Source organism: Streptococcus dentiloxodontae (assembly GCF_053206925.1).
The window spans coordinates 159333-180689 of record NZ_JBRUHR010000002.1 but is presented as its reverse complement, the minus strand read 5'-3'; the positions used below and the strand labels follow the sequence as shown (position 1 = coordinate 180689).

Annotated in this window: 18 protein-coding genes, 1 pseudogene and 1 riboswitch; of the genes and pseudogenes, 11 read left to right on the top strand and 8 right to left on the bottom strand. The window is 41.3% G+C overall.

Annotated elements, in window-relative coordinates; genetic code table 11:
* Positions 1–135 precede the first annotated feature (135 nt).
* The 3 genes from ACVRZ8_RS02310 (at position 136) to ACVRZ8_RS02300 (ending at position 4647) form a co-directional block, all read left to right on the top strand.
* On the top strand, positions 136–1464 hold the full coding sequence (locus ACVRZ8_RS02310; protein ID WP_447447715.1) for an SLC13 family permease: 1329 nt from the start codon (positions 136–138) through the stop codon (positions 1462–1464).
* Positions 1465–1623: 159 nt separating this feature from the next.
* Positions 1624–2223 (top strand): NADPH-dependent FMN reductase, encoded by a 600-nt coding sequence (locus ACVRZ8_RS02305; protein WP_447447714.1) that lies wholly within the window; start codon positions 1624–1626, stop codon positions 2221–2223.
* Positions 2224–2235: 12 nt separating this feature from the next.
* Positions 2236–4647 carry a flavocytochrome c gene (locus ACVRZ8_RS02300; protein WP_447447713.1) on the top strand — a complete coding sequence of 804 codons (2412 nt, stop codon included), beginning with the start codon at positions 2236–2238 and terminating at the stop codon, positions 4645–4647.
* A gap of 843 nt (positions 4648–5490) precedes the next feature.
* Here ACVRZ8_RS02300 and ACVRZ8_RS02295 read toward each other — a convergent pair.
* Genes ACVRZ8_RS02295 through ACVRZ8_RS02280 form a run of 4 tightly spaced genes read right to left on the bottom strand, consistent with a single transcriptional unit; the run spans position 5491 to position 6900 of the window.
* Entirely contained in the window at positions 5491–5679 is a 189-nt protein-coding gene (locus ACVRZ8_RS02295) for a hypothetical protein (RefSeq protein ID WP_447447712.1), read from the bottom strand.
* Positions 5676–5891: a helix-turn-helix transcriptional regulator gene (locus ACVRZ8_RS02290; RefSeq protein ID WP_447447711.1), complete on the bottom strand. Its 216-nt coding sequence runs from the start codon at positions 5889–5891 to the stop codon at positions 5676–5678. Before ACVRZ8_RS02290 ends, ACVRZ8_RS02295 begins: the two co-directional genes overlap by 4 nt.
* Position 5892: 1 nt before the next feature.
* Positions 5893–6483, bottom strand: coding sequence for a DUF3796 domain-containing protein (locus ACVRZ8_RS02285; RefSeq protein WP_447447710.1), 591 nt, complete (start codon positions 6481–6483; stop codon positions 5893–5895).
* Between the two features lie 24 nt (positions 6484–6507).
* Positions 6508–6900: a hypothetical protein gene (locus tag ACVRZ8_RS02280; RefSeq protein ID WP_447447709.1), complete on the bottom strand. Its 393-nt coding sequence runs from the start codon at positions 6898–6900 to the stop codon at positions 6508–6510.
* 235 nt (positions 6901–7135) lie between these two features.
* On the opposite strand from ACVRZ8_RS02280, the gene ACVRZ8_RS02275 reads away from it, so the two are divergent.
* The 5 genes from ACVRZ8_RS02275 to ACVRZ8_RS02255 all read left to right on the top strand — a co-directional run bounded on the left by ACVRZ8_RS02275 (position 7136) and on the right by ACVRZ8_RS02255 (position 14226).
* On the top strand, positions 7136–8182 hold the full coding sequence (locus ACVRZ8_RS02275) for a D-alanine--D-alanine ligase (RefSeq protein WP_447447708.1): 1047 nt from the start codon (positions 7136–7138) through the stop codon (positions 8180–8182).
* A 354-nt stretch (positions 8183–8536) separates the two neighbouring features.
* The gene (locus tag ACVRZ8_RS02270) at positions 8537–10423 is read left to right on the top strand and encodes an acyltransferase family protein (RefSeq protein WP_447447707.1); all 1887 of its coding nucleotides are present in this window, start codon (positions 8537–8539) and stop codon (positions 10421–10423) included.
* Between the two features lie 86 nt (positions 10424–10509).
* A complete protein-coding gene (locus ACVRZ8_RS02265) occupies positions 10510–11880 on the top strand; it encodes a UDP-N-acetylmuramoyl-tripeptide--D-alanyl-D-alanine ligase (protein ID WP_447447706.1) in 1371 nt (456 codons plus the stop codon).
* Between the two features lie 25 nt (positions 11881–11905).
* Positions 11906–12586: a YwaF family protein gene (locus tag ACVRZ8_RS02260; protein WP_447447705.1), complete on the top strand. Its 681-nt coding sequence runs from the start codon at positions 11906–11908 to the stop codon at positions 12584–12586.
* Positions 12587–12681: 95 nt separating this feature from the next.
* Positions 12682–14226 (top strand): peptide chain release factor 3, encoded by a 1545-nt coding sequence (locus tag ACVRZ8_RS02255; protein WP_447447704.1) that lies wholly within the window; start codon positions 12682–12684, stop codon positions 14224–14226.
* Between the two features lie 22 nt (positions 14227–14248).
* Here the strand turns inward: ACVRZ8_RS02255 and ACVRZ8_RS02250 are convergent, their stop codons facing one another.
* The 3 genes from ACVRZ8_RS02250 to thiT form a co-directional block, all read right to left on the bottom strand.
* Positions 14249–14599 (bottom strand): nuclear transport factor 2 family protein, encoded by a 351-nt coding sequence (locus ACVRZ8_RS02250; RefSeq protein WP_447447703.1) that lies wholly within the window; start codon positions 14597–14599, stop codon positions 14249–14251.
* Positions 14589–16061, bottom strand: coding sequence for an alpha-amylase (locus ACVRZ8_RS02245; protein WP_447447702.1), 1473 nt, complete (start codon positions 16059–16061; stop codon positions 14589–14591). Before ACVRZ8_RS02245 ends, ACVRZ8_RS02250 begins: the two co-directional genes overlap by 11 nt.
* A gap of 168 nt (positions 16062–16229) precedes the next feature.
* Complete coding sequence (thiT, locus tag ACVRZ8_RS02240; protein WP_447447701.1) at positions 16230–16799, bottom strand: energy-coupled thiamine transporter ThiT; 570 nt, start codon at positions 16797–16799, stop codon at positions 16230–16232.
* Between the two features lie 82 nt (positions 16800–16881).
* Positions 16882–16980, bottom strand: a riboswitch (TPP riboswitch).
* Between the two features lie 173 nt (positions 16981–17153).
* Here thiT and ACVRZ8_RS02235 point away from each other — a divergent pair.
* Both ACVRZ8_RS02235 and cshA read left to right on the top strand, forming a co-directional pair.
* Positions 17154–17793: pseudogene (locus ACVRZ8_RS02235) on the top strand (transposase).
* 151 nt (positions 17794–17944) lie between these two features.
* Complete coding sequence (gene cshA, locus ACVRZ8_RS02230) at positions 17945–19510, top strand: degradosome RNA helicase CshA (RefSeq protein WP_447447700.1); 1566 nt, start codon at positions 17945–17947, stop codon at positions 19508–19510.
* Positions 19511–19753: 243 nt separating this feature from the next.
* Here cshA and ACVRZ8_RS02225 read toward each other — a convergent pair whose 3' ends face one another.
* A complete protein-coding gene (locus ACVRZ8_RS02225) occupies positions 19754–20056 on the bottom strand; it encodes an ArsR/SmtB family transcription factor (protein WP_447447699.1) in 303 nt (100 codons plus the stop codon).
* 98 nt (positions 20057–20154) lie between these two features.
* Between ACVRZ8_RS02225 and ACVRZ8_RS02220 the strand changes: the two genes are divergently transcribed.
* A complete protein-coding gene (locus ACVRZ8_RS02220) occupies positions 20155–21300 on the top strand; it encodes an MFS transporter (protein WP_447447698.1) in 1146 nt (381 codons plus the stop codon).
* Positions 21301–21357: the final 57 nt, after the last annotated feature.

Sequence of the window (21357 nt, the reverse complement as noted above, 5' to 3'; positions counted from 1 at the left end):
AGCTAACCTAGAGTTTCCTCTGCACAGTTCATTAGGCACTTCAGGGTCATCAACCACTTTTTAGCTAATTTATGATACAATAAATAGGTCTATGTGAAAACGGTAACAAGATCTTGTAGAAAAAAGGAGAACGTTATGAGTCCAGCCATCTTCGCTCTTATCATGTTGGCTATTATTGTTGCTTTAGTCATTTGGAATAAAATCCCTATGAATTTTATTCTTTTTGTTATTCCAGTGGTATTTAGCTTGCTGATGGGATATACTCTCACAGAAACCAGCGGTTTTATCTTGAAACAAATTTCATCGGTAATGGAATCGGTCGGCTATATGCTGCTTTTTGGCCTTATTTATTTTACCATGCTGACCGAAACAGGGATGTTCGATCAAATTATCAATGCCATTATCAAGAAAATCGGGAAACGTCTCAATGTTGTCGGCATTATGATTTTAACCACCCTTATTGGAGCGGTAGCCTATTTGACTGCTAATATGTCAACAACCTATCTCATTTGCTTTCCGCTTATGATTCCGCTTTACAATAAATTTAAACTCAATCGGGAAGTGGCATTCATTCTTTGTCAGACTGCAATTGCTGCCATGTGCTGGTTGCCTTGGGGAATCGGTCTTATTATGTCTGCAACTATGGCAGGAACCAATGCTGAACAATTAGCGGTAGCTTCTATCCCTTGGGGTCTATGTTTTATCCCTGCCATAATCCTGCAGTGGATTTATTTTGCCTACAAGCATAGAAAGGCATATGGTACTTTAGGATTGCCAGAAGGAGAAGCATCTGTTCATGAAGATGCAGAAGAAACGGTTGACAAACCTAATGCACGTCCAAAACTTTTTTGGATTAATCTTTTCATTTTTATCGTCGTTATTGTGGCTTTGTCCTACTTTAAATGGCCGTCTTATCTTGTCTTTATTATGGCCTGTGTATTGACAGCTACGATCAATTATCCTAAAAATTTCAATGAAATTTGGAATAAATCAGCTGGAACCTTCTTTAATGTATTGATTATGCTTTTAGCGATTTGCTTTTATTTAGCTGTTTTTAATGCTGAACCAGCAGATGGCAGTCAAATGTCTATGATTGCTTCTTTGGCTGAACTTTTGGAGAAAACTTTCCCTGGCTTTTTAATGAATTATATTCATATTATTTTTCTAATTCTTTGTGTACCAATTATTTATTTTGTTCCTTATCAGCTTTATAATGCCCTGTATCCTCTCTTCATTTCAATTGGAGCTACCTTTGGCCTGTCACCGATTTATATTATTGCACCTTTCGTCTGCAATTTGGCTCTTGCCACCAGTGTAACACCAATGAACAGCTCAACTTATGTTGGAGCGACCCTTTGTGAAATTGAAGCAGAGCCATTTACCAAGCATGCGGCGCCAATTATGTTTGTGACAAATCTAGTTGTTATTATCACAGCTTGGATTTTCGGTGTGCTTCATCTTTAATTTCGATAGACTGGGACAAACCGCGATGATTGCGCAACAATCATCGCGGTTTGTCCCAGTCTTTTTAATTTAAACATATTTGGTATTATTTGGTTTTGAAAAACAAGAATAATAGTAGTAAGATAAACATAGATTAAAAAAGATGAAAGAGGTGGTATTATGAAGTTTGTAGCCATTGTTGGGACAAATTCAGAACGTTCAACCAATCGAAAACTGGTAAAATTTATCCAAAAACATTTTGCGGATCAGGCAGATATTGATGTGCTTGAAATCAAGGATTTACCTGCTTTTAATCAGCCAGAAGATCGAATAGCTCCAGCAGCTGTCTCAGAATTTTCGGAAAAAATTTTAGCAGCGGATGCTGTTATTATCTCAACTCCTGAGTATGATCATACGATTCCAGCACCTCTATCCAGCGCTTTAGAATGGATTGCTTACACCAGCCGTGCTCTCACCAATAAACCGACTATGATTGTTGGCTGCTCACTGGGAGCTCTAGGAACATCTCGTGCTCAGGCACATTTACGTCAGATTTTAGATTCACCTGAACTAAAGGCTCGTGTCATGCCAGGGACAGAATTCTTCCTTGGGCATTCTGCTCAGGTTTTGGATGACCATTGCAATCTTAATAATCCTGAAAAAGTAGCAGAGCTGGAGGAACAATTTGAGGCATTTACAGAATTTGTCAAGATTACCAATCAAGTGGTTAAGCCAGAGGATACGAAGCGTAAAAAAGCATTTGTTTGGGATGCCAAATAGAAAGGAGCAAGTATGAAATTAGTTGCTATTGTTGGTACAAATGCCAAAAAATCTTACAACCGTCTGTTATTGCAATTCATGCAAAGGCATTTTGCTAAGAAAGCGGACATTGAAATTTTGGAAATTGCTGATGTCCCTATGTTCAATGAAACAGATGATCAGACGGATTCAGAGATTATTCAGACTTTTAATAAAAAAATTACCGAATCCGATGGGGTGATTATTGCGACGGCTGAACACAATCATTCAATTCCTTCGAGTTTAAACAGTTTGTTGGAATGGCTTTCCTTTACCATTCACCCTTTGACTGGCAAACCGACTATGATTGTTGGAGCTTCTTACGATATTCAAGGCTCTTCACGTGCCCAGCTTCACTTGCGCCAGATTCTTGATGCCCCAGGTTTAAATGCCAGTGTCATGCCAGGAAGCGAGTTCCTTTTGGGCTGTGCTCATCAGGCATTTGATGATAATGGAAATCTGAAATCAGAAGGGACAGTTGACTTCCTTGATAGCTGCTTCTTACGCTTCCTGCGTTTTGTTAAAGTGGCCAATCAGCTCAATTTACCTGAAGAAGTTTCTTTTGAACCGGGGACTTATCAGGTAACAACAGAAGGACATAATGGTAAACTTCCAATGGAGGTCACTCTTTCTGAGGAGCGTATTGAAAAAATTGAGATTGATTCATCTGGTGAAACCTCTGGGATTTCAGATATTGTTTTCACCCGTATTCCTGCTGAAATTTTAGAAGGTCAAACGCTTAATGTTGACGCTGTGTCTGGTGCTTCTGTTACGTCAAATGGCGTTTTGGATGGTGTTGCCCGAGCAATCAAATTGGCTGGTGCTAATCCTGATGTCCTTCGCAGCCGTCCTAAGGCACCTTCGGCTCTGGATAAGGAAGATAAAGAGTACGAGACCGATATTGTTGTTGTTGGCGGCGGTGGAGCTGGTTTGGCAGCAGCGGCAGCTATTCTCCAAAAAGGGAAGAAAGTCATGGTGGTTGAGAAATTCCCAGCTCTTGGCGGAAATACTGTCCGTGCTGGCGGCCCAATGAATGCGCCTTGGCCAGAATGGCAAAATACCTTTGCGGCTAATCCCGGCGAGGCTCATAATTTGCAAGAGCTGATTAGGACAGATGAAGCTGAAATTGACCCTGAATATCTGGAAGATTTTCGTCTGTTAAAGGCTGAGCTGGAAAATTATCTCAAAGATCCAACTTATCTCTTTGATTCTAAGCTGCTCTATCGCATTCAAACCTATATTGGAGGAAAGCGTACTGACCTTAAAGGCAATGAAATTCATGGCGATTATGACTTGGTCAAAATTTTGACGGAGCATGCACTTGAGTCTGTCAAATGGCTGGAAGACATCGGGGTGGAATTTGACCGCAGCGAAGTCACTATGCCAGTTGGTGCCCTCTGGAGACGCGGTCATAAACCAAAAGTGCCAATGGGGTATGCCTTTATTTCAGTTCTTGATAACTATGTTCGTGCTAAGGGGGCTACCATTTTAACAGATTCTCCGGTCAAGGAGCTGCTCATTGAAGATGGTATTGTTCGTGGTGTTTTAGCAACAGGGCGCAATGGTCAAAAAATCATAGTTCGTGCTAAGTCAGTTATTCTGGCTTCGGGCGGTTTTGGTGCTAACACCAAGATGCTTCAAAAATACAATACCTATTGGACTAAAATTGACGATGATATTGCTACCTCAAATACCCCAGCGGTGACAGGTGATGGTATTGTTCTTGGTCAAAGTATTGGTGCGGAACTTGTCGGTATGGGCTTTAGTCAAATGATGCCTGTATCTGACCCTGTAACCGGAGCCCTCTTTTCAGGCTTGCAGGTTCCGCCAGCGAATTTTATTATGGTTAATCAAGAAGGCAAACGTTTCGTTGATGAATACGGCAGCCGCGATAAACTCTCACAGGCAGCTATTGATAACGGTGGACTCTTTTATTTGATTGCCGATGATAAGATTAAAGAAACAGCTTATAATACCAGTCAGGAAAAAATTGATGCCCAAGTAGCAGCTGGTACCCTCTTTCGTGCGGATACTTTGGAAGAATTGGCTGTGCAAATTGGAGTGGATCCAGAAGTATTTGCAACAACGATTAAAAATTACAATGCTTATGTGGATGCAGGCTATGATCCAGAGTTTGACAAGGGCGGTTTTGATCTTAAATGTCAGGTGGCACCATTTTATGCAACACCGCGTAAGCCAGCGATTCATCATACTATGGGAGGCTTAAAGATTGATACAAGGACTCATGTCATCAATGAAGCTGGTCAAGTTATCTCAGGACTTTATGCAGCAGGTGAAGTAGCCGGCGGCCTTCATGCGGGCAATCGTCTTGGCGGGAACTCCCTAACGGATATTTTCACCTTTGGCCGAATCGCAGGACAAACTGCTGTTAGGGATTGGTGTTAACAGCCATACAAACAAATAGAGCCATTTAGGCTCTATTTTTAATTAGAACAACTTTTCGTGTTTTTTCACATAAAAGCTTGATAACCATACTGCATTGTTTACAAATATCCAGACAAATCAATAGTCCGCTTGAAAAGTACGGAACAGACAGTTTGACAGCCTTGACTTTCTTATTAAGCTGTTGCTTGCTTATCCTATCAAAAAGGGGAGTGGGACAAAGAAAATATCCAGTGGATGTTTTCTTCATGAGCTTAAAAACAAAAAAGCGAATTGGGATTTTGTAGAAATTGATTTTGTAATCCCCCCACACAGTTTATTAGGGATTGACATGAACTAACGTTCATAGGATTAGATAACCTCCAACAGTTCCCCAAACTGTTGGAGCTATCACTTGCGTAATTGAACACGAGCTGCGAGCTGGGTCAAAAAGATAGTTTGTCTTGTGACTCTTCGTCAAAACTCCTATTTTGCCTTTGCTCGTAAACGCTCTTTGTATCTTGTCAATTGAACACGAGCTGCGGATTGTGTCAAAAAGATGATTTCGCCTAGAGTCGCTTAACGACTCCTTGTTGAAATCCCTATTTTGACTTTATCCGCGAACGCTCTTGGTATCTTGTCTAGCAAGGGATAAGGATATCCAACCAGCAGAGTTTATTGCTCAAACAATTGAGAATTGTTTGAGGTGGGAAATAGGACTTGCGAAGCAAGTGTCAAAAAGCACCTAATGAACTGTGTAGGGGTAAGACTAAGTTGGCGTAGCCAACAAGTCTTTCTCCCAACCACTGCGTCAAACTGTTACGACTATTTATATAATAATCCTAGGAACTTTTGTCCCAATCTCTTTTAACTTAATTTTTCAGGATGTTCGACAAAAAATCGAACAACTGTTCCACAGTTTTTGCAGATTTCTAGGCAGATCGATTGGCCTATGCTAGTAGCACTGCCTGAACGTGAGATACCAGCATAGCCTTTATTTTGCTTAGCTGTCACAAATTGCGTTTCCCCGCAGTAAGGGCAAGTATGTGTTTTCATGAGCCTTCCTCCTTATTCAGTTGAAAAATATCTTCCACAGGCAGCTGGAAAATCTCTGCGATTTTTAGTGCCATTTCAAGTGACGGGTTGTAACGGTTGTTTTCTAGGTGGACAATGGTTTCTCTGCGAACACCGACTAATTGCGCCAGTTCCTGTTGGCTCATTTTTTTAGTTTTCCGCAGTTCTTTGAGATTAGTGACAATATTAGCCATATTAAGCACCTCTTTTCTCAAAGAGGAAGAAAGCAATATCAAAGGTTAAAATCATCACTGCGCCGAAAATCAAAACCATCCCAGCTGTCAGAGTAAATGGTAAAAAGAAGGTGATGACACTCAAAATTATCAAGCTGGCTAACATTAAGGTCAAGGTCAGGCAAGCGGCCTTAGCCAAGTCAGCATAAAAACGTTCATCAGGTTTTTCGTCTACTTTTTTAAAAGCGAAGTAGAGGAAGAAAGCAACTAAAATCAAGAGCACCAATCCCAAAAAGACAGGTTTTAACCAGATAGGATTGGTATTTGGAGTAAAAGCCCAAATACCTTTGATATAAATCCCCATTGCGGCAAGAAGTGTTAGGCTGTACAATTTTTCAGTCAGTCCAAAATAACGATTTTCTGGATCTTGGAAGGCTTCCTTGCGAAAGAACCACAGAATGATAGCTTGAACCAACAGAATGATAGCTTGAACCAGTAGAACACTAATGAAAACAGTAGGTTTTATCCAAGCAGGATGACTCTGCGGAGTGAGAAACCACAAGAGTAACATCAGGGGAAGCCAGGAAATGTAGAGCCATTTTTTATTTTTCATGAGCCAGTAACCTTTCTAACTTTCTTAGTGACGATTCACCAGCCAAGCAGTGGCAGCGAAAATGATGGCTATCAAACCCAATGTTATGCCTATAACAGAAAGCTTGAAGCTAACAGGATTTGAACTAGCTGCGGCATTGACAATCATAATTGGGATAACAGATAAGCTTGGTATCAAGTAGCTCCAACGGAATTTTTGTTTTTGCTGAGGAGCTTTTTTAAGATCAGACTTGGCAGCTTTATCAGGAAATGTGACGGTATTGACAATGGTAAAGATAATGAAAATCAAAGCCATTGTAATGCCAAAGGTGACATGTTTGATCCAGACAGGATGAGAGTCAGTTGAGATCAGCCAGATGACAAATAGTTGAGGAAGCACAATAGCGAATGCAATCCGTTTGTAAACATGGTTTTTCATGAGTCAGACCTTCTTTCTCATTGACATATATGTGAATTATTTATAACTTTTTTCTGTTATAAATATATCACTTATAGAATTTCTTGTCAATAGAAAAAGTGAATTATTTCTAACAAAAAGAGACAGCAAGAGAACTGGTGTTCGCAGTAAATTTTTCTTAACTAGCTTTTGATAATCATCCCCAAATACGGTATAATAAAAGCTAATGACATCTCAGAATAGAAAAGGAACTTTCATGGCTAAACAAACCTTAATCCTATTGTACGGCGGCCGCTCTGCAGAACGCGATGTATCGGTTCTTTCGGCTGAAAGCGTGATGCGTGCTGTTAACTACGACAAATTTTCTGTAAAAACTTATTTCATCACACAAGCTGGTGATTTCATCAAGACACAGGAGTTCGTAAGTCCACCAGATGAGACTGACAAGCTCATGACCAATGACACTGTCATTATCAGCCAGCAAGTCAAACCCAGTGATATTTATGAGAAGGGAGCTGTTGTTTTCCCTGTTCTTCATGGTCCTATGGGGGAAGACGGCTCTATTCAAGGGTTTCTTGAAATTCTCAAGATGCCTTATGTCGGGACGAATATCATGTCATCCAGCATTGCTATGGACAAGATTGCAACCAAACAGGTTTTGGAGACGGTTGGAGTGCCTCAGGTCGCTTACACTGTTTATATTGAAGGCAGCGATCTTGAAGCAGCAATTGCAGAGACTCTGCGCAAGTTAAGTTTTCCTGTTTTTGTTAAACCAGCTAATATGGGGTCGTCTGTCGGTATTTCCCGTGTTTCAGATGAAAATGAGCTCCGCTCAGCGATTGATTTAGCTCTAAAGTATGACAGCCGTATTCTCATTGAGCAAGGTGTAGTTGCGCGTGAAATTGAAATTGGCATTCTTGGCAACAGTACCGTCAAGACAACAGAGGCAGGAGAGGTTGTTAAAGAAGTGGCTTTCTATGATTATGAAGCTAAATATATTGATAATCAGATTACAATGGCTATTCCAGCCCATATTCCAGATCAAGCCATGGACAAGATGCGAAAATACGCGGCTAAAGCTTTTCAAGCGATTGGCGGCTGCGGATTATCGCGCTGTGATTTTTTCCTGACTGAGACAGGTGATATCTATCTTAACGAGCTCAATACCATGCCAGGCTTCACCCAGTGGTCCATGTACCCGCTTCTTTGGGAAAATATGGGCTTAGCTTATCCTGATTTGATTGAAGAGCTGGTTGAATTGGCACAAGAGATGTTCACTAAGCGTGAGAGCCATTTAATCTAGTTATTTCAAAAAAATAAATAAAAAGTATTGACAGAAGCCACTAGTTAGTATATACTTAAACCATCCTAAACTTTTCTTTTTTCACAGAAAGGTCTCATCCACCTTTCTGCCATCTTTCTAAACCTCCTTTAGAAGATGAAATCTCCTAACTCCGAACAGCTGGCTCCCTCCGGCTGTTCTTTTTTGTTTCTGAAATATAAAAATAGATTAGAAGTGACTTGATTTAGACTGGTTTTTTTGCTATTGTTTTAGATGAAAGTATCGCAATTAGATGCTATTGTAACAAGGTTTTAGGGACAGCAGTAGATTCATTCTTCCCCTTAGTCAATAAGATAATAAAAGAAATTGATCATCATGAAAAAACGAGTAAGCAAAAACACCCAATTTTTAGGAACGGCATCTCGCAAAAAAGACTATATCACAGGGTTAGATGGATTAAGAGCTATCGGCCTTTTAGCAGTTTTGCTCTATCACCTTTTTCCTCAAGAGCTTAAGGGTGGCTATTTAGGAGTAACGCTTTTCTTTGTACTGTCGGGCTATTTGATTACAGATCTTTTGGCACAAGAGTTCGACAAAAACAGAAGAATAGATATTAAAGCTTTTTATGTTCGCCGAATAAAGCGGCTCTTTCCTCTCATGTTTGCAGTATTGGTGCTGACAGCTCTTTACCTTTATTTCTTTCAGCCTAATATGCTCAACCAAATGAGGATGACCTTTATCGCAGCCTGCTTATCCTTTTATAATTGGTGGCAGATTGTCAAGGGCGGTTCTTATTTTGCACAAATGGTTGCGGAAGCTCCTTTTAAACATCTTTACAGTTTAGCTATTGAGGCGCAGTTTTACTTAATTTGGCCTTGGGTTATGGCAATGGTTTTGAGATTGACCCGTCATAAAAGAGAACCTGCTTTTCTGATGGGGATAGGAGCGATTTTATCCGCTTTGTTAATGGCTTTGCTGTACCAAAGCGGTCAGGATCCAACTCGTGTTTACTATGGGACAGATACAAGGGTTTTCAGTCTTCTTTTGGGAGCAATGACAGCGGTGCTCTTTCCCAGCCAGCGGCTGAGAACATTGGTTTTAACTAAAAAGCAAAAGCGGCTTTTGAACCTGCAGGGGGTTATGCTGTTGCTCATAATTGTTGAGCTTCTGTTCTTTTTACCAGACCAAAATTGGCTAACCTATAAAGGCGGTATGTTTTTCTTTAGTCTGATATCTGCCCTTGGAATTGTCTGGGCTGCTATTCCTAATTTGGGGATAGAGCGATTTTTGTCTAATCCTTTGCTGTCTTATCTTGGTCAGCGTTCTTACGCTCTTTATCTGTGGCAGCTGCCCGTTTTTTCTCTCTTTCCTTTGAAAGCCTCCCATCTTAGCAGTGTTTGGAGTATTCTTTGCCAATTGGCTATTTTGCTGATTATTTCAGAGCTTAGCTACCGTTTGATTGAAACACCATTCAGGCGTTTAAAATGGACAGAGCTAAGAAACCGTCTCAAGTGTTTCTTGAAAAGTCCAGCTAGTTTTAAAAATGCCGGCAAGATTTTGAGCAGTTATACTCTGATACTTATCGTGCTTATCGGTTTGTTTGTGATTATAACAGCACCAGATAAGACAGAGGCACAAAATACTATAAAAAAACAAATTGAAATGAATGAGCAAAAGATGGAGACATTGCCGTCTGCTCCAGTATCGCCTGAAGTTCAAACCATTGTTGACAAATATGGTCTTGCGGCTAATCAGGTAGAAGCTGCTCAGAATGACAAGGTTGCTATTGTTGGGGATTCAATCATTTCTATGACTTATAATAATCTGCGTGAGCTGTTTCCAAATGCCTATATTGATGGTGTTATTGGCCGTTCAGGAGAACATGGTCCTGATTTTATCGCTGAAACCTTAACCAATTATCCGGAGGCTCAAAAGGTTGTCATTTCTTTGGGAATCAACACGGATGGCAGTCAGATATTGACTTCTGAAACCGTCTCAACAATGATGAATGAACTGGGCGACCGTCAGGTCTACTGGGTCAATGTTAATCTGACACAATCTCAATATTATTGGACAGATCAGGTCAATCAGGTACTGTCTCAAGCAGCAGCAGCTTATCCTAATCTTCATATTGTTGATTGGTACAGCGCCAGCATTAATCAAGAAACAAGCCTACTGACTGAGGATCGGGTGCATCCAAATGATCAGGGAGCCATTGTCTACGGTAGAACATTGGTCAATACTATGTATCTTGCACAGTAGAAGCTTTATCCAATTATGCTATAATAGAAGGGTCACGGCTCTTCTATTTTTATTGTTGAGTCCAATTAATGGAAAGAAGTTTAAACATGAAGTTAACACTCCGCGAAATCGCACAGGCAGTTGCTGCTAAAAATAATATAAACCGTTTTGATGAGATGACTTTTAATCAGATCGAATTTGATTCTCGTAAGATTAAGCCGGGAGATCTTTTTTTACCGCTCAAAGGGGCGCGTGACGGTCATGATTTTATTGATCTGGCTTTTAAAAATGGGGCTGCCGCAGCTTTTTCAGAAAAAGAATTGGCTGAAGACAGACCATATCTTTTGGTTGATGATACTTTGTCGGCCTTTCAAAAGTTGGCTGCTTATTATCTGGAAAAAACTGGTGTAGATGTCATTGCTGTGACAGGTTCAAATGGGAAAACAACCACTAAAGACATGCTCCATGATATTCTGGCAACAACCTATAAAACCTATAAAACCCAGGGCAACTATAATAATGAAATAGGACTGCCTTACACGGTTTTACATATGCCTGATGATACTGAAAAAATTGTGCTTGAGATGGGACAGGATCATCTTGGGGATATAAAATTACTGTCAGAACTGGCTAAACCCAAGACTGCTATTGTGACCTTGATTGGTGAGGCTCATTTAGAATTTTTTGGCAGCAGAGATAAGATTGCCGAAGGGAAGATGCAGATAACAGACGGTATGCCAGCTGGCTCCCTCCTGCTTGTGCCTGATGATCCAATCATTGATCCTTACCTTTTACCTACACTTGATGTGGTGCGTTTTGGGGAAAATGCAGAGCTGTCCTTATCAGATTTATCTGAACAAAAAGATTCTCTGACCTTCAAAACGGATTTTCTGTCGCAAGAAGTCTATTTGCCTGTCCCTGGAAAATACAATGCGACAAATGCCTTGGTTGCTGCCTATGCAGCCAAACGTATCGGAGTGTCAGAAGACAGCATTCTTTATGCGCTCCGCCATTTACAGTTGACAAAAAATCGTACGGAATGGAAAAAGGCGGCTAATGGCGCTGATATCTTATCTGATGTTTATAATGCTAATCCAACGGCTATGAAGCTTATTTTGGAGACTTTTTCGAGTATTCCTGCCAATGATGGCGGAAAAAAAATTGCGGTGCTGGCAGATATGAAGGAGTTGGGAGAGCAGTCATTGGAGTTGCATACTCAGATGATTACCAGCCTATTACCAGATGTCCTTGATACCATGATTTTTTACGGTGAGGCTGTTCAGCCTCTTTCGCAGCTGGCCAGTCAAATCTTTCCGTTAGGGCATGTTTATTATTTCAAAAAAACAGCTGATCAAGATCAGTTTGATGACCTGATTTCCAAAGTTAAAGAAGTGGTTCATCCAAAAGATCAGGTTCTTCTAAAAGGGTCACATTCAATGAAGCTTGATGAAGTTGTTCAGGCCTTGCAAGAAGGGTAAAACATGAAAGTGAAAGGAAGTTGGGATGACTGATTTTTTTACAACAAACCAGACCAATCCGCCCCTTATATCGATTCCGCTTTATTTGTTGATGCTTTTTGTTTTGCTGGGCTTAATTTGGCTGTCTGTGACCTATTATCAAAAGAAATGGCTTTTGCGAACTTACCAATTTTTGCAGAGCTTTCAGCTGGTTTCTCTTTATATTTGGTATGGGGTTCAGCAGATTCCGCTTTCTAACAGTCTGCCCTTTTATCATTGCAGGTTGGCTATGTTTGCGGTTCTGCTTTTGCCAAATGGCAGTAAGATCAAGCAATATTTCGCTTTGATGGGAGCTAGTGGAGCTATTTTTGCCATCGGCTATCCAGTTTTTGATCCTTATACTTTTCCGCATATTACAGGAATTTCATTTCTACTAGGGCATTATGCCCTTCTAGTTGGTAGTATCATTTATTTGATGCGCTATTATAAGGCTAATTTTCTCAGTTGGAAGGCCATTGCATTTTATACAGCTGTTTTGGATTTCTTCTTGGTCTTGGTTAATCTTGTAACAGGTGGTAATTATGGCATTTTGCGTCATACACCACTTATTGCAGAAACTCCTTTGTGGTTCCGTTATTTGGCAGTCACACTTGTCTTAACAGTCATGCTGTTAGTGATTGATTGGGTTTTCCTAAGGAGGGTACAAAGACGTTTGTCAGAACGTTAATTTTCCGCTATAATAGAAGGGCTGTGGGTACAGCTCTTTTTGTGTACCCGAGACAACTATTTATTAGCTCTGCTATTTTACAAAAAAGGAAAACAATGACTTTACAAGACGAAATTAAAAAACGCCGGACTTTTGCCATCATCAGTCACCCAGATGCTGGTAAGACGACGATTACGGAGCAACTGCTTTATTTTGGGGGTGAAATCCGTGAGGCCGGTACCGTTAAGGGGAAAAAAACTGGGACTTTTGCCAAGTCTGACTGGATGGATATTGAAAAACAACGTGGGATTTCGGTGACATCATCTGTTATGCAGTTTGACTATGCTGGTAAACGCGTTAATATCCTTGACACACCTGGGCACGAGGATTTCTCGGAAGATACCTACCGTACTCTGATGGCAGTGGATGCGGCTGTCATGGTGGTTGATTCTGCCAAAGGTATCGAAGCACAGACCAAGAAACTTTTCGAGGTTGTCAAACACCGTAACATTCCAGTTTTTACTTTTATTAACAAATTGGACCGTGATGGGCGCGAGCCGCTGGATTTATTGGAAGAACTAGAAGAAGTGCTGGGGATTGATAGCTATCCTATGAACTGGCCCATTGGTATGGGAAGATCTTTTGAAGGTCTCTACGACTTATACAATCAGCGTCTTGAACTCTACAAGGGTGATAATCGCTTTGCTTCTTTTGACGAAGGAGCTGCGATTTTTGCCAGCAATCCTTTCTATGAACAGGTCTTAGAAGATGTTGAATTGCTGCAGGAAGCTGGCAATGAATTCTCTCAAGAAGCTATCTTAAAGGGTGAATTGACGCCTGTCTTCTTTGGCTCTGCCTTGACCAATTTTGGTGTGCAAACCTTCCTAGATTCTTTCTTAGAATTTGCCCCTGAGCCCCACGGCCACAAGACGACTGATGATAAAGTCATTGATCCCTTGGATAAAGATTTTTCAGGTTTTGTTTTCAAAATTCAAGCCAATATGGATCCCCGCCACCGCGACCGGATTGCATTTGTTCGTATTGTGTCTGGTGAATTTGAGCGCGGTATGTCTGTCAATCTTGCTCGCACTGGCAAGAGCGTTAAACTGTCAAATGTCACCCAGTTTATGGCTGAATCTCGTGAGAATGTGGAAAATGCTGTTGCTGGTGATATTATCGGAGTTTATGACACAGGAACTTATCAGGTTGGAGACAGCTTGACTGTTGGTAAAAATAAATTTGAATTCGAGCCCCTGCCAACCTTTACACCAGAGCTCTTTATGAAAGTTTCTGCTAAAAATGTCATGAAACAGAAGTCCTTCCACAAAGGAATTGAACAGCTGGTACAAGAAGGAGCTATCCAGCTTTACAAAAACTATCAAACAGGTGAGTACATGTTAGGTGCAGTTGGACAACTGCAGTTTGAAGTTTTCAAACACCGCATGGAAAATGAATACAATGCCGAAGTCGTCATGACACCTATGGGCAAGAAGACCGTACGTTGGATTAAGGAAGAAGATCTTGATGAACGCATGAGCTCAAGCCGTAACATCTTGGCACGTGACCGCTTTGATAAACCTGTCTTCCTCTTTGAAAATGACTTTGCTCTGCGCTGGTTTGCGGATAAGTATCCGGATGTTGAGTTGGAGGAGAAAATGTAAAAAAAAGCCCAACGGGCTTTTTTTACTTATTAGCAAGATTTTGTTTTGTCGCCTGATGAAAATAAAGCTGCGGGTCGGCTTCGTCAGTCAGCCAAATAGAAGTCCGATAGGCTGAAAGAGCGCTGTGCTTTGTCTGGTAATGCACCAGCCAGGTCTTCCGGTCAATCTGCCGGCAGTCAAATTTTAGCATTTCTGCGATTTCCCCGGTCTTTCGGTCAGTCAAAGCGGCAATAACCTCCTGTTTGTTGTAGATTCTGCCGGATTTACCTATCTCAATAAAGTCATCGTGAATTGTTCTGTTTAGCCAGTCTTGATTTGACTGGCTGCTTGGGTTCAGAAAGCCCTGCTCCAGCTGAAAGAGTTTATTTTTCATGCGGCAGAGCCTCCTTGTTAATCCAAGCTGAGACTGCCCCTGCCTGAACAGGGAAAGCGGCCCAGCCGTCAGCTTCTATCTGCACCTGATCGGGATGGCCGCCCAGATAATCCACAAAAATTTTACCGGCATTCAGACTGCCCATGTTCATTCGTTTCCAGCCAGCGTCGGAGTTGCTGATGACAATAGCAGAGCCCTCAGGATGTTCATCGGATCCTAAGTTAACCCAGCCGATGCAGTTGGAGTGGTCGAAATAATCAACCTGTTCGCCATAGACATGATGCTGCCTGAGGTAGAGCATTTTATCAATCTCCGTTTGGAAGGCTTTCTGAGCAAAGTCGCCGGAGATGCCATAGTAGTCACCGTAAAAGACACAGGGCAGTCCTTGCTGCCGCAGAAGAATCAGGCTGTAAGCTGCTGGTTTGAACCACTCTTCGATGCAGGATTCCAGAGCCTGGCCGCGCTGGGAATCATGATTATCCACGAAGGTAACAGCTTCTAGAGCATCATTTTGCACCAGGCTGCCCGTCAAAATCTGAGTCAAATCATAGTCTTTGCCGCGTTTGCCAGCTTCAAAGAGATTCATATGCAGGACAACATCCACCAAGTCAAATTCCCGCCCAGTATCAGCGATATAGTGGCTGGTGGCTTGGCTGTCTCCTTTCCAGTATTCCGCAAAGGCGTAGAGGTCGGGTTTGATATGCTCCCTGATGTGGCTGATAAATTCGGTCATAAAGCTTTCACCAATATGCTTGACCGCATCCAGCCGAAAACCATCAACCTTGGTTGTTTCCAGAAACCACTGAACCCAATCTTTGAGATGGCTGACCGCTTCTGGATTCTCAAAGTCAATGTCGTTGAACATGAGGTAGTCGTAATTGCCGTTTTCATTGTCCACCTGATCCTGATCTGCCCAGCCTTTGTTATCGCCCAGAATCATGTAAATCCCGGTTTCATTGTGCAAGGCATCATAATCCAAACCCGTGAAATGATACCAGTGCCATTTGAAATCGCTGTAGGTATTGTTTCGGCCGGCAAAGTCAAAACCAGTCCAGCCTTCAATCTCGTAAGGCTCGGAGATAGGCTCCTGCCGGTTGCTTGGATTCATCTTAAGCACCCGAAAACGCTCCCGCACATCGCCGCCAGCCTTGTGGTTGAGAACGATATCAGCGACAGCCTGAATACCCGCTTCATGCAGAGCCTCAATTGCCTTGAGGTAGTCTGCCTTCTTTCCGTATTTGGTGGCAATGGTGCCCTTTTGGTCAAATTCTCCCAGATCGAAGAGGTCATAGACACCGTAGCCGACATCGCTCTTGCTGGTGCCCTTAAAAGCCGGCGGCATCCAGACCATGCTGATGCCAATCTCTTTCAAATGAGCAGCGTCAGCCGCCAAGCGCTGCCAGTGCCTGCCGTCATCCGGCAAATACCACTCGAAATACTGCATAATCGTTCCGTTAGCCATAAGATTCTCCTTTTCTGGATTGCTTTTATAAAGCCTATCATAGGAAAAACCATTTTTCAAATAAAATTCGTCAAAAACAATAAAAAGCTGTCAAAAATGGCAGCCTTTATTTTTGCTGATAAATTAAAAACAGCAGCCTAAGATGCCTGCCTTAGACTGCTAGAAGAATTAGTTTGTCTCTAAAAATTTATACAGAAAAGGCTGTAGCAGCCAAATGACAAGGACACAGGCAATTGTTTCTCCAAGCCAAGACAAACCATTGACTGTAAAGGAGTAGTAAATAGCCGATTGTCCTGCTGGAGCGTAGCTTCCCCAAAAGATGACACCTGCGATAAAATGAATAATATAGCGTGAAGTCGTTCCAAGCAGAGTTCCCAAAAGGGCAAAGCTAAGAAGCTTGACAGTAGATTTATTTTTTCTTGCCTTATCAACTTGCGGTTTTACCAACCCTGCCAGCCCAATCAAAGTAAAAGCAACAAAATATTCCAGAAAACCTTGTGTGAAGTTAAGCCATCCCCCCGAAGCCTGCCCAGTTACAACCTGAAGCAATCCCCAGATAAAGCCGCCTAAAAGTCCAGCCTTTGTTCCCCAACGGTAAGAAAGAATAAGAATAGGTACCATCTTAAAAGAATAGGAAATCCAGCCAAAAGATAGGGGCTGTGTGAAAACATCCAATAAATAAGCGACAGTTGCAAGTAATGCAATCTCAATCAGTTGCCGAATATCTGTTCTTGACATAAAAAACCTCCAACGCCAGCCTTGCTTGACTGGCTAATAAGATTTGCCACAATCAAAACAAGAAAAGCTCGAGGTTTTAGTTTCTCTTTGTTAGACACATTCCTCCGCAGGTCCTAACCTGATCAGGTAATAAGAGTTCGGGCAGCGCCCATCTCAGCAGATTGCTCCTCTTGTGACATATTCATTATAGCGCTTACACAGAGAATTTGCAAGAAAACAGTTTTTATTAGAATCCTTTTGTTTGGCAAATTTCAAGAGAAAGTTTTAAAATGAAGTTAGCCACTTAAGAGTATGAAAAACACCTCAGAGCCATATAATTGTCATCACCACAACAACAATTAGAAAGACTCTGAGATGCAAGATTATTATAGACCAAAAGGGAACAATTTAACACTAGCTGACCGTCGAAATATCGAACGTTGGCTCCAAGAAGGACAGTCTCATCGTGAAGTGGCTAGACGATTAGGTAAAGCTCCTCAAACCATTCATAACGAGGTGAAGCGTGGACAAGTCAGACAACAAGTGCGTCAAGGGAAGTTCGAAGTGAGTTACTCAGCTGACTTTGCACAGGAAGTCTATGAAAGCAACCGTAAGCACTCTGTTAAGCAGACCGCCCTGACCAAGGAGCTGAAAGAAAAGATTGTTCACTATATCAAACAGAAATACTCCCCACAAAGCGAAAGCTAAGAAGCAAGCGAGTCTTGACTTTAAGCCTGCTGGAAAATCTATTGAAGAGCGGCCAAAGACTATCAATTAACGTGAGAAAGTGGGCGATTTTGAGATTGATACGGTTGTTTAGACACGAGCTAAAAACGAGTGCCTACTGACCCTAATCGATAGAAAGAGTTGCTATCAAATCATCCGGCGTTGGTTGCCCAAAGGCACAAGAAAAACGACTCCTAAACAAGTCGCTTTCATTGAAAATTGGATGAACAACTATCCTAAGAAACTACTTGGTTACAAATCTCCCAGAGAGTTTTTACAAAGTGGCTAACTTCGACTTGAATTTGTCAAAGTATTTTATAGAAAAAATTAAGGATTCTTCTATCTTTTTAGGTGGGATTGTGTTACACTAATTAAGTTGTTAAAATGACAAATAAGCTTGATAAGACAGCTTCGCACTGTCTTTTTAGAAAGAAGAAACATTGAAATTTACAGATTTAAACCTATCCGAAGACATTCAGTCAGCCGTTGTCAAGGCTGGCTTTGAAACTCCCTCTCCTATTCAGGAGCTGACCATTCCGCTTGCACTTGAAGGAAAAGATGTGATTGGTCAGGCACAGACAGGGACTGGTAAAACAGCCGCCTTTGGTCTGCCGACACTTAATAAAATTAACACTAAAAATAATGTTGTTCAGGCCTTGGCCATTGCTCCAACGCGTGAATTGGCTGTGCAGTCGCAGGAGGAACTTTTTCGTTTTGGCCGTGATAAGGGTGTTAAAGTTCGCTCAGTTTATGGTGGATCCAGCATTGAAAAACAAATTAAGGCTCTGCGTTCAGGCGCTCATGTCGTTGTCGGAACACCGGGGCGTTTGCTGGATTTAATTAAACGCAAAGCGCTTAAACTTGAACAGGTTGAAACACTCATTCTTGATGAAGCCGACGAAATGCTCAACATGGGCTTTCTTGAAGATATTGAAGCTATTATCAGCCGTGTCCCAGAGGAACGCCAAACATTGCTTTTTTCAGCAACCATGCCGGATGCCATCAAGCGTATTGGTGTCAACTTTATGAAAGAACCTGAGCATGTTAAGATTGCAGCCAAGGAATTAACGACTGATCTTGTTGACCAATATTATATTCGTGTCAAAGAGCAGGAGAAGTTTGATACCATGACGCGTCTTATGGATGTCGATCAGCCTGAACTCTCTATTGTTTTTGGTCGTACGAAGCGCCGTGTTGACGAGTTAACTCGTGGGTTAAAATTGCGTGGCTTCCGTGCAGAAGGAATTCACGGAGATCTTGACCAAGGCAAGCGTTTGCGTGTCCTGCGTGATTTTAAAAACGATAATCTTGATATTCTTGTTGCAACAGATGTAGCAGCGCGTGGGCTCGATATTTCGGGTGTCACACATGTTTATAACTACGATATTCCGCAGGATCCTGAAAGCTACGTGCACCGCATTGGCCGTACAGGCCGTGCTGGAAAACACGGACAATCCATTACCTTTGTTGCACCAAATGAAATGGGTTATTTGTCAATCATTGAGAACTTAACGAAAAAACGCATGAAGGGTCTCAAACCTGCAACAGCTCAAGAAGCCTTTCAGGCTAAAAAGAAAGTTGCACTCAAGAAGATTGAACGTGATTTTGCTGATGAAACTGTTCGTGCTAACTTTGATAAATTCAAGGGAGATGCTGTCAAACTAGCGGCTGAATTTTCACCAGAAGAGTTGGCACTTTACATTTTGACCCTGACAGTTCAAGATCCTGAGACTTTGCCTCAAGTAGAGATAGCGCGTGAAAAACCATTGCCATTTAAACCATCAGGCCGCGGTTTTGGAGGTAAAGGCAAGGGAGGCCGTAACAGCCGCCGAGGAAACTACCGAGGTGATCGCAGACGTGATGATCGTAATAAAGGACGCCGCGATTTCAAACGTGTTTCAAACAAGAACCGTAAAGATTTTGAACATAAAGACAATAAAAAACCGCACCGCACCTCAAGCGAAAAGAAAAATGGATTTGTTATTCGTAATAAGGGAGACAGATAAGTAAATTTTAAGCAAAGCGGTCTATACTGTAAACAATCCTAAATAACTTCTTTTCATAAATCTCCTAGCAAGAACCTTGACAAAGTCGGGTTCTTGTTTTTTTGTTTTAATGTCATTTAAAGTTAAAAGGCACAAAAAGGTCGAATAATTTGTTTTCGACCTGTTTTTTTATGGATACGGCTTAAAAGGATTGATTAGAGCAATGAGAAGGAGAAATAGGCTGTTTTATTCACACCCTTTGGACTAGTCATTGATTAAATCCAGAAAACCTGGCAGATATTGATGGAAAGTTTCGTTGTTTAGCTGGACAAATTTATTTTGGCCTACTTTTCTTGTACTTGTCAATCCTGCTTCGCGCAGAGTTTTGAAATGGTAGGATACGGCAGATTTGCTCATATCTAGTACTTGACCAATCTCTCCGCAGCTTAATTCACCTTGTTTTCGGTATAAAATACGGATAATCTTAAGTCTGACAGGATCTGCTAAAGCTTTAAAAATTTTGACCCAGCTTTCGTCATCTTTGATTGAAAATTGTTTAGTAGTCATAAAGTTATTTTACTATTGAATTTTTATTTCGTCAATGCTATACTATTTAATAGTTGAAAAGTCTTTCAACTATTAAACTAAAGAAAGTGTGATGTTATATGAAAAAGTATTCTCTCCTATTTTTTCTGACCATGTTTATCATTGGCACAGATACATTTCTAGTTTCTCCCTTGTTACCTACTTTGGCAAAATTATACCAAGTTGATACGTCAATTATAGGATGGTCAGTCAGTGCTTATGCTATTGGCTATGCCTTATTTGCTCTTGTTTCAGGACCAATTTCTGATGGACGTGATCGAAAAAAGGTCATGCTATATGGTTTAGCTGCTTTTACTGTCTCAACACTTCTTTGTGGCTTTGCAAATAATTTCACCTTACTGTTGCTTTTTCGTTTGCTAGCAGGAATTAGTGCTTCTTTTGTAACACCGCAGGTTTGGGCTTCTATTCCAGTGATTGTAGATAAGGAGTCTATCGTTCAGGTTATGGGTTATGCCACTGCAGGGCTTTCCGTTTCTCAAATGGCGGGCGTTCCCATTGGAGGCTATTTGGCCGACTTTTCATGGCAGGCACCGTTCTTTGCTATTTCTTTAGCTTCCGTAGTGCTGTTAGTTCTTATTTATTTTTACTTGCCTAAATTGGAGGTTAAGCAGGGAAATAGGCTCTCCTTTTTTGCAGCCTATAAAAATGTACTGACAAACAAAAAACCGCTTAGTTATCTACTTGCTTATTTCATCTTTCAAACCGGCTCTTTTACAGCTATTACCTTTATTTCGACTTGGTTCAGTCAGAGTTTTGAGATGAGTTTAACCAATATCAGTACTGCCATTATTGCTATTGGGACAGGAAACCTCTTAGGTTCACTTTTTGGCAGCCAAATTGTCAAACGATTGGGTTTGCAAAAGGCATTTAAAATAGAATTACTAACTCTAATTCTTCTTTATTTAATTTTACCCTTCGCTCATCATTTTTGGTTAGCTGAAATTTTATTGATTATTATTTATGTCAATAACGGTTTTATTTTCCCACTGTTTATGACTACTTTGCAAGGGACAGTTAGGAATGCCCGCAGTACGATTTCTTCTTTGTCAAATGCAGCTATGTATTTAGGAGAAACGATTGCAGGAGTTATTGGAGGCATTCTATTTACAGCTTTCTCAGGATTTTCAGGCATTTCAGTTTTTGCAGCCAGTGCCATTTTCTTGTCACTCCTAGTTTACGTTCAAGCAGGTGCATTTAAAAAATGAGTCTGGGACAATAGTGCCTTGAGCGTATCAAAAAAGCAGCGGAAGATCTCCGTTGCT

Bases quoted from the DNA above. Each gene is read 5' to 3' on its own strand.
- ACVRZ8_RS02310 (WP_447447715.1), top strand. From the start codon at position 136: ATGAGTCCAGCCATCTTCGCTCTTATCATGTTGGCTATTATTGTTGCT.
- ACVRZ8_RS02305 (WP_447447714.1), top strand. From the start codon at position 1,624: ATGAAGTTTGTAGCCATTGTTGGGACAAATTCAGAACGTTCAACCAAT.
- ACVRZ8_RS02300 (WP_447447713.1), top strand. From the start codon at position 2,236: ATGAAATTAGTTGCTATTGTTGGTACAAATGCCAAAAAATCTTACAAC.
- ACVRZ8_RS02295 (WP_447447712.1), bottom strand. From the start codon at position 5,679: ATGAAAACACATACTTGCCCTTACTGCGGGGAAACGCAATTTGTGACA.
- ACVRZ8_RS02290 (WP_447447711.1), bottom strand. From the start codon at position 5,891: ATGGCTAATATTGTCACTAATCTCAAAGAACTGCGGAAAACTAAAAAA.
- ACVRZ8_RS02285 (WP_447447710.1), bottom strand. From the start codon at position 6,483: ATGAAAAATAAAAAATGGCTCTACATTTCCTGGCTTCCCCTGATGTTA.
- ACVRZ8_RS02280 (WP_447447709.1), bottom strand. From the start codon at position 6,900: ATGAAAAACCATGTTTACAAACGGATTGCATTCGCTATTGTGCTTCCT.
- ACVRZ8_RS02275 (WP_447447708.1), top strand. From the start codon at position 7,136: ATGGCTAAACAAACCTTAATCCTATTGTACGGCGGCCGCTCTGCAGAA.
- ACVRZ8_RS02270 (WP_447447707.1), top strand. From the start codon at position 8,537: ATGAAAAAACGAGTAAGCAAAAACACCCAATTTTTAGGAACGGCATCT.
- ACVRZ8_RS02265 (WP_447447706.1), top strand. From the start codon at position 10,510: ATGAAGTTAACACTCCGCGAAATCGCACAGGCAGTTGCTGCTAAAAAT.
- ACVRZ8_RS02260 (WP_447447705.1), top strand. From the start codon at position 11,906: ATGACTGATTTTTTTACAACAAACCAGACCAATCCGCCCCTTATATCG.
- ACVRZ8_RS02255 (WP_447447704.1), top strand. From the start codon at position 12,682: ATGACTTTACAAGACGAAATTAAAAAACGCCGGACTTTTGCCATCATC.
- ACVRZ8_RS02250 (WP_447447703.1), bottom strand. From the start codon at position 14,599: ATGAAAAATAAACTCTTTCAGCTGGAGCAGGGCTTTCTGAACCCAAGC.
- ACVRZ8_RS02245 (WP_447447702.1), bottom strand. From the start codon at position 16,061: ATGGCTAACGGAACGATTATGCAGTATTTCGAGTGGTATTTGCCGGAT.
- thiT (WP_447447701.1), bottom strand. From the start codon at position 16,799: ATGTCAAGAACAGATATTCGGCAACTGATTGAGATTGCATTACTTGCA.
- ACVRZ8_RS02225 (WP_447447699.1), bottom strand. From the start codon at position 20,056: ATGACTACTAAACAATTTTCAATCAAAGATGACGAAAGCTGGGTCAAA.
- ACVRZ8_RS02220 (WP_447447698.1), top strand. From the start codon at position 20,155: ATGAAAAAGTATTCTCTCCTATTTTTTCTGACCATGTTTATCATTGGC.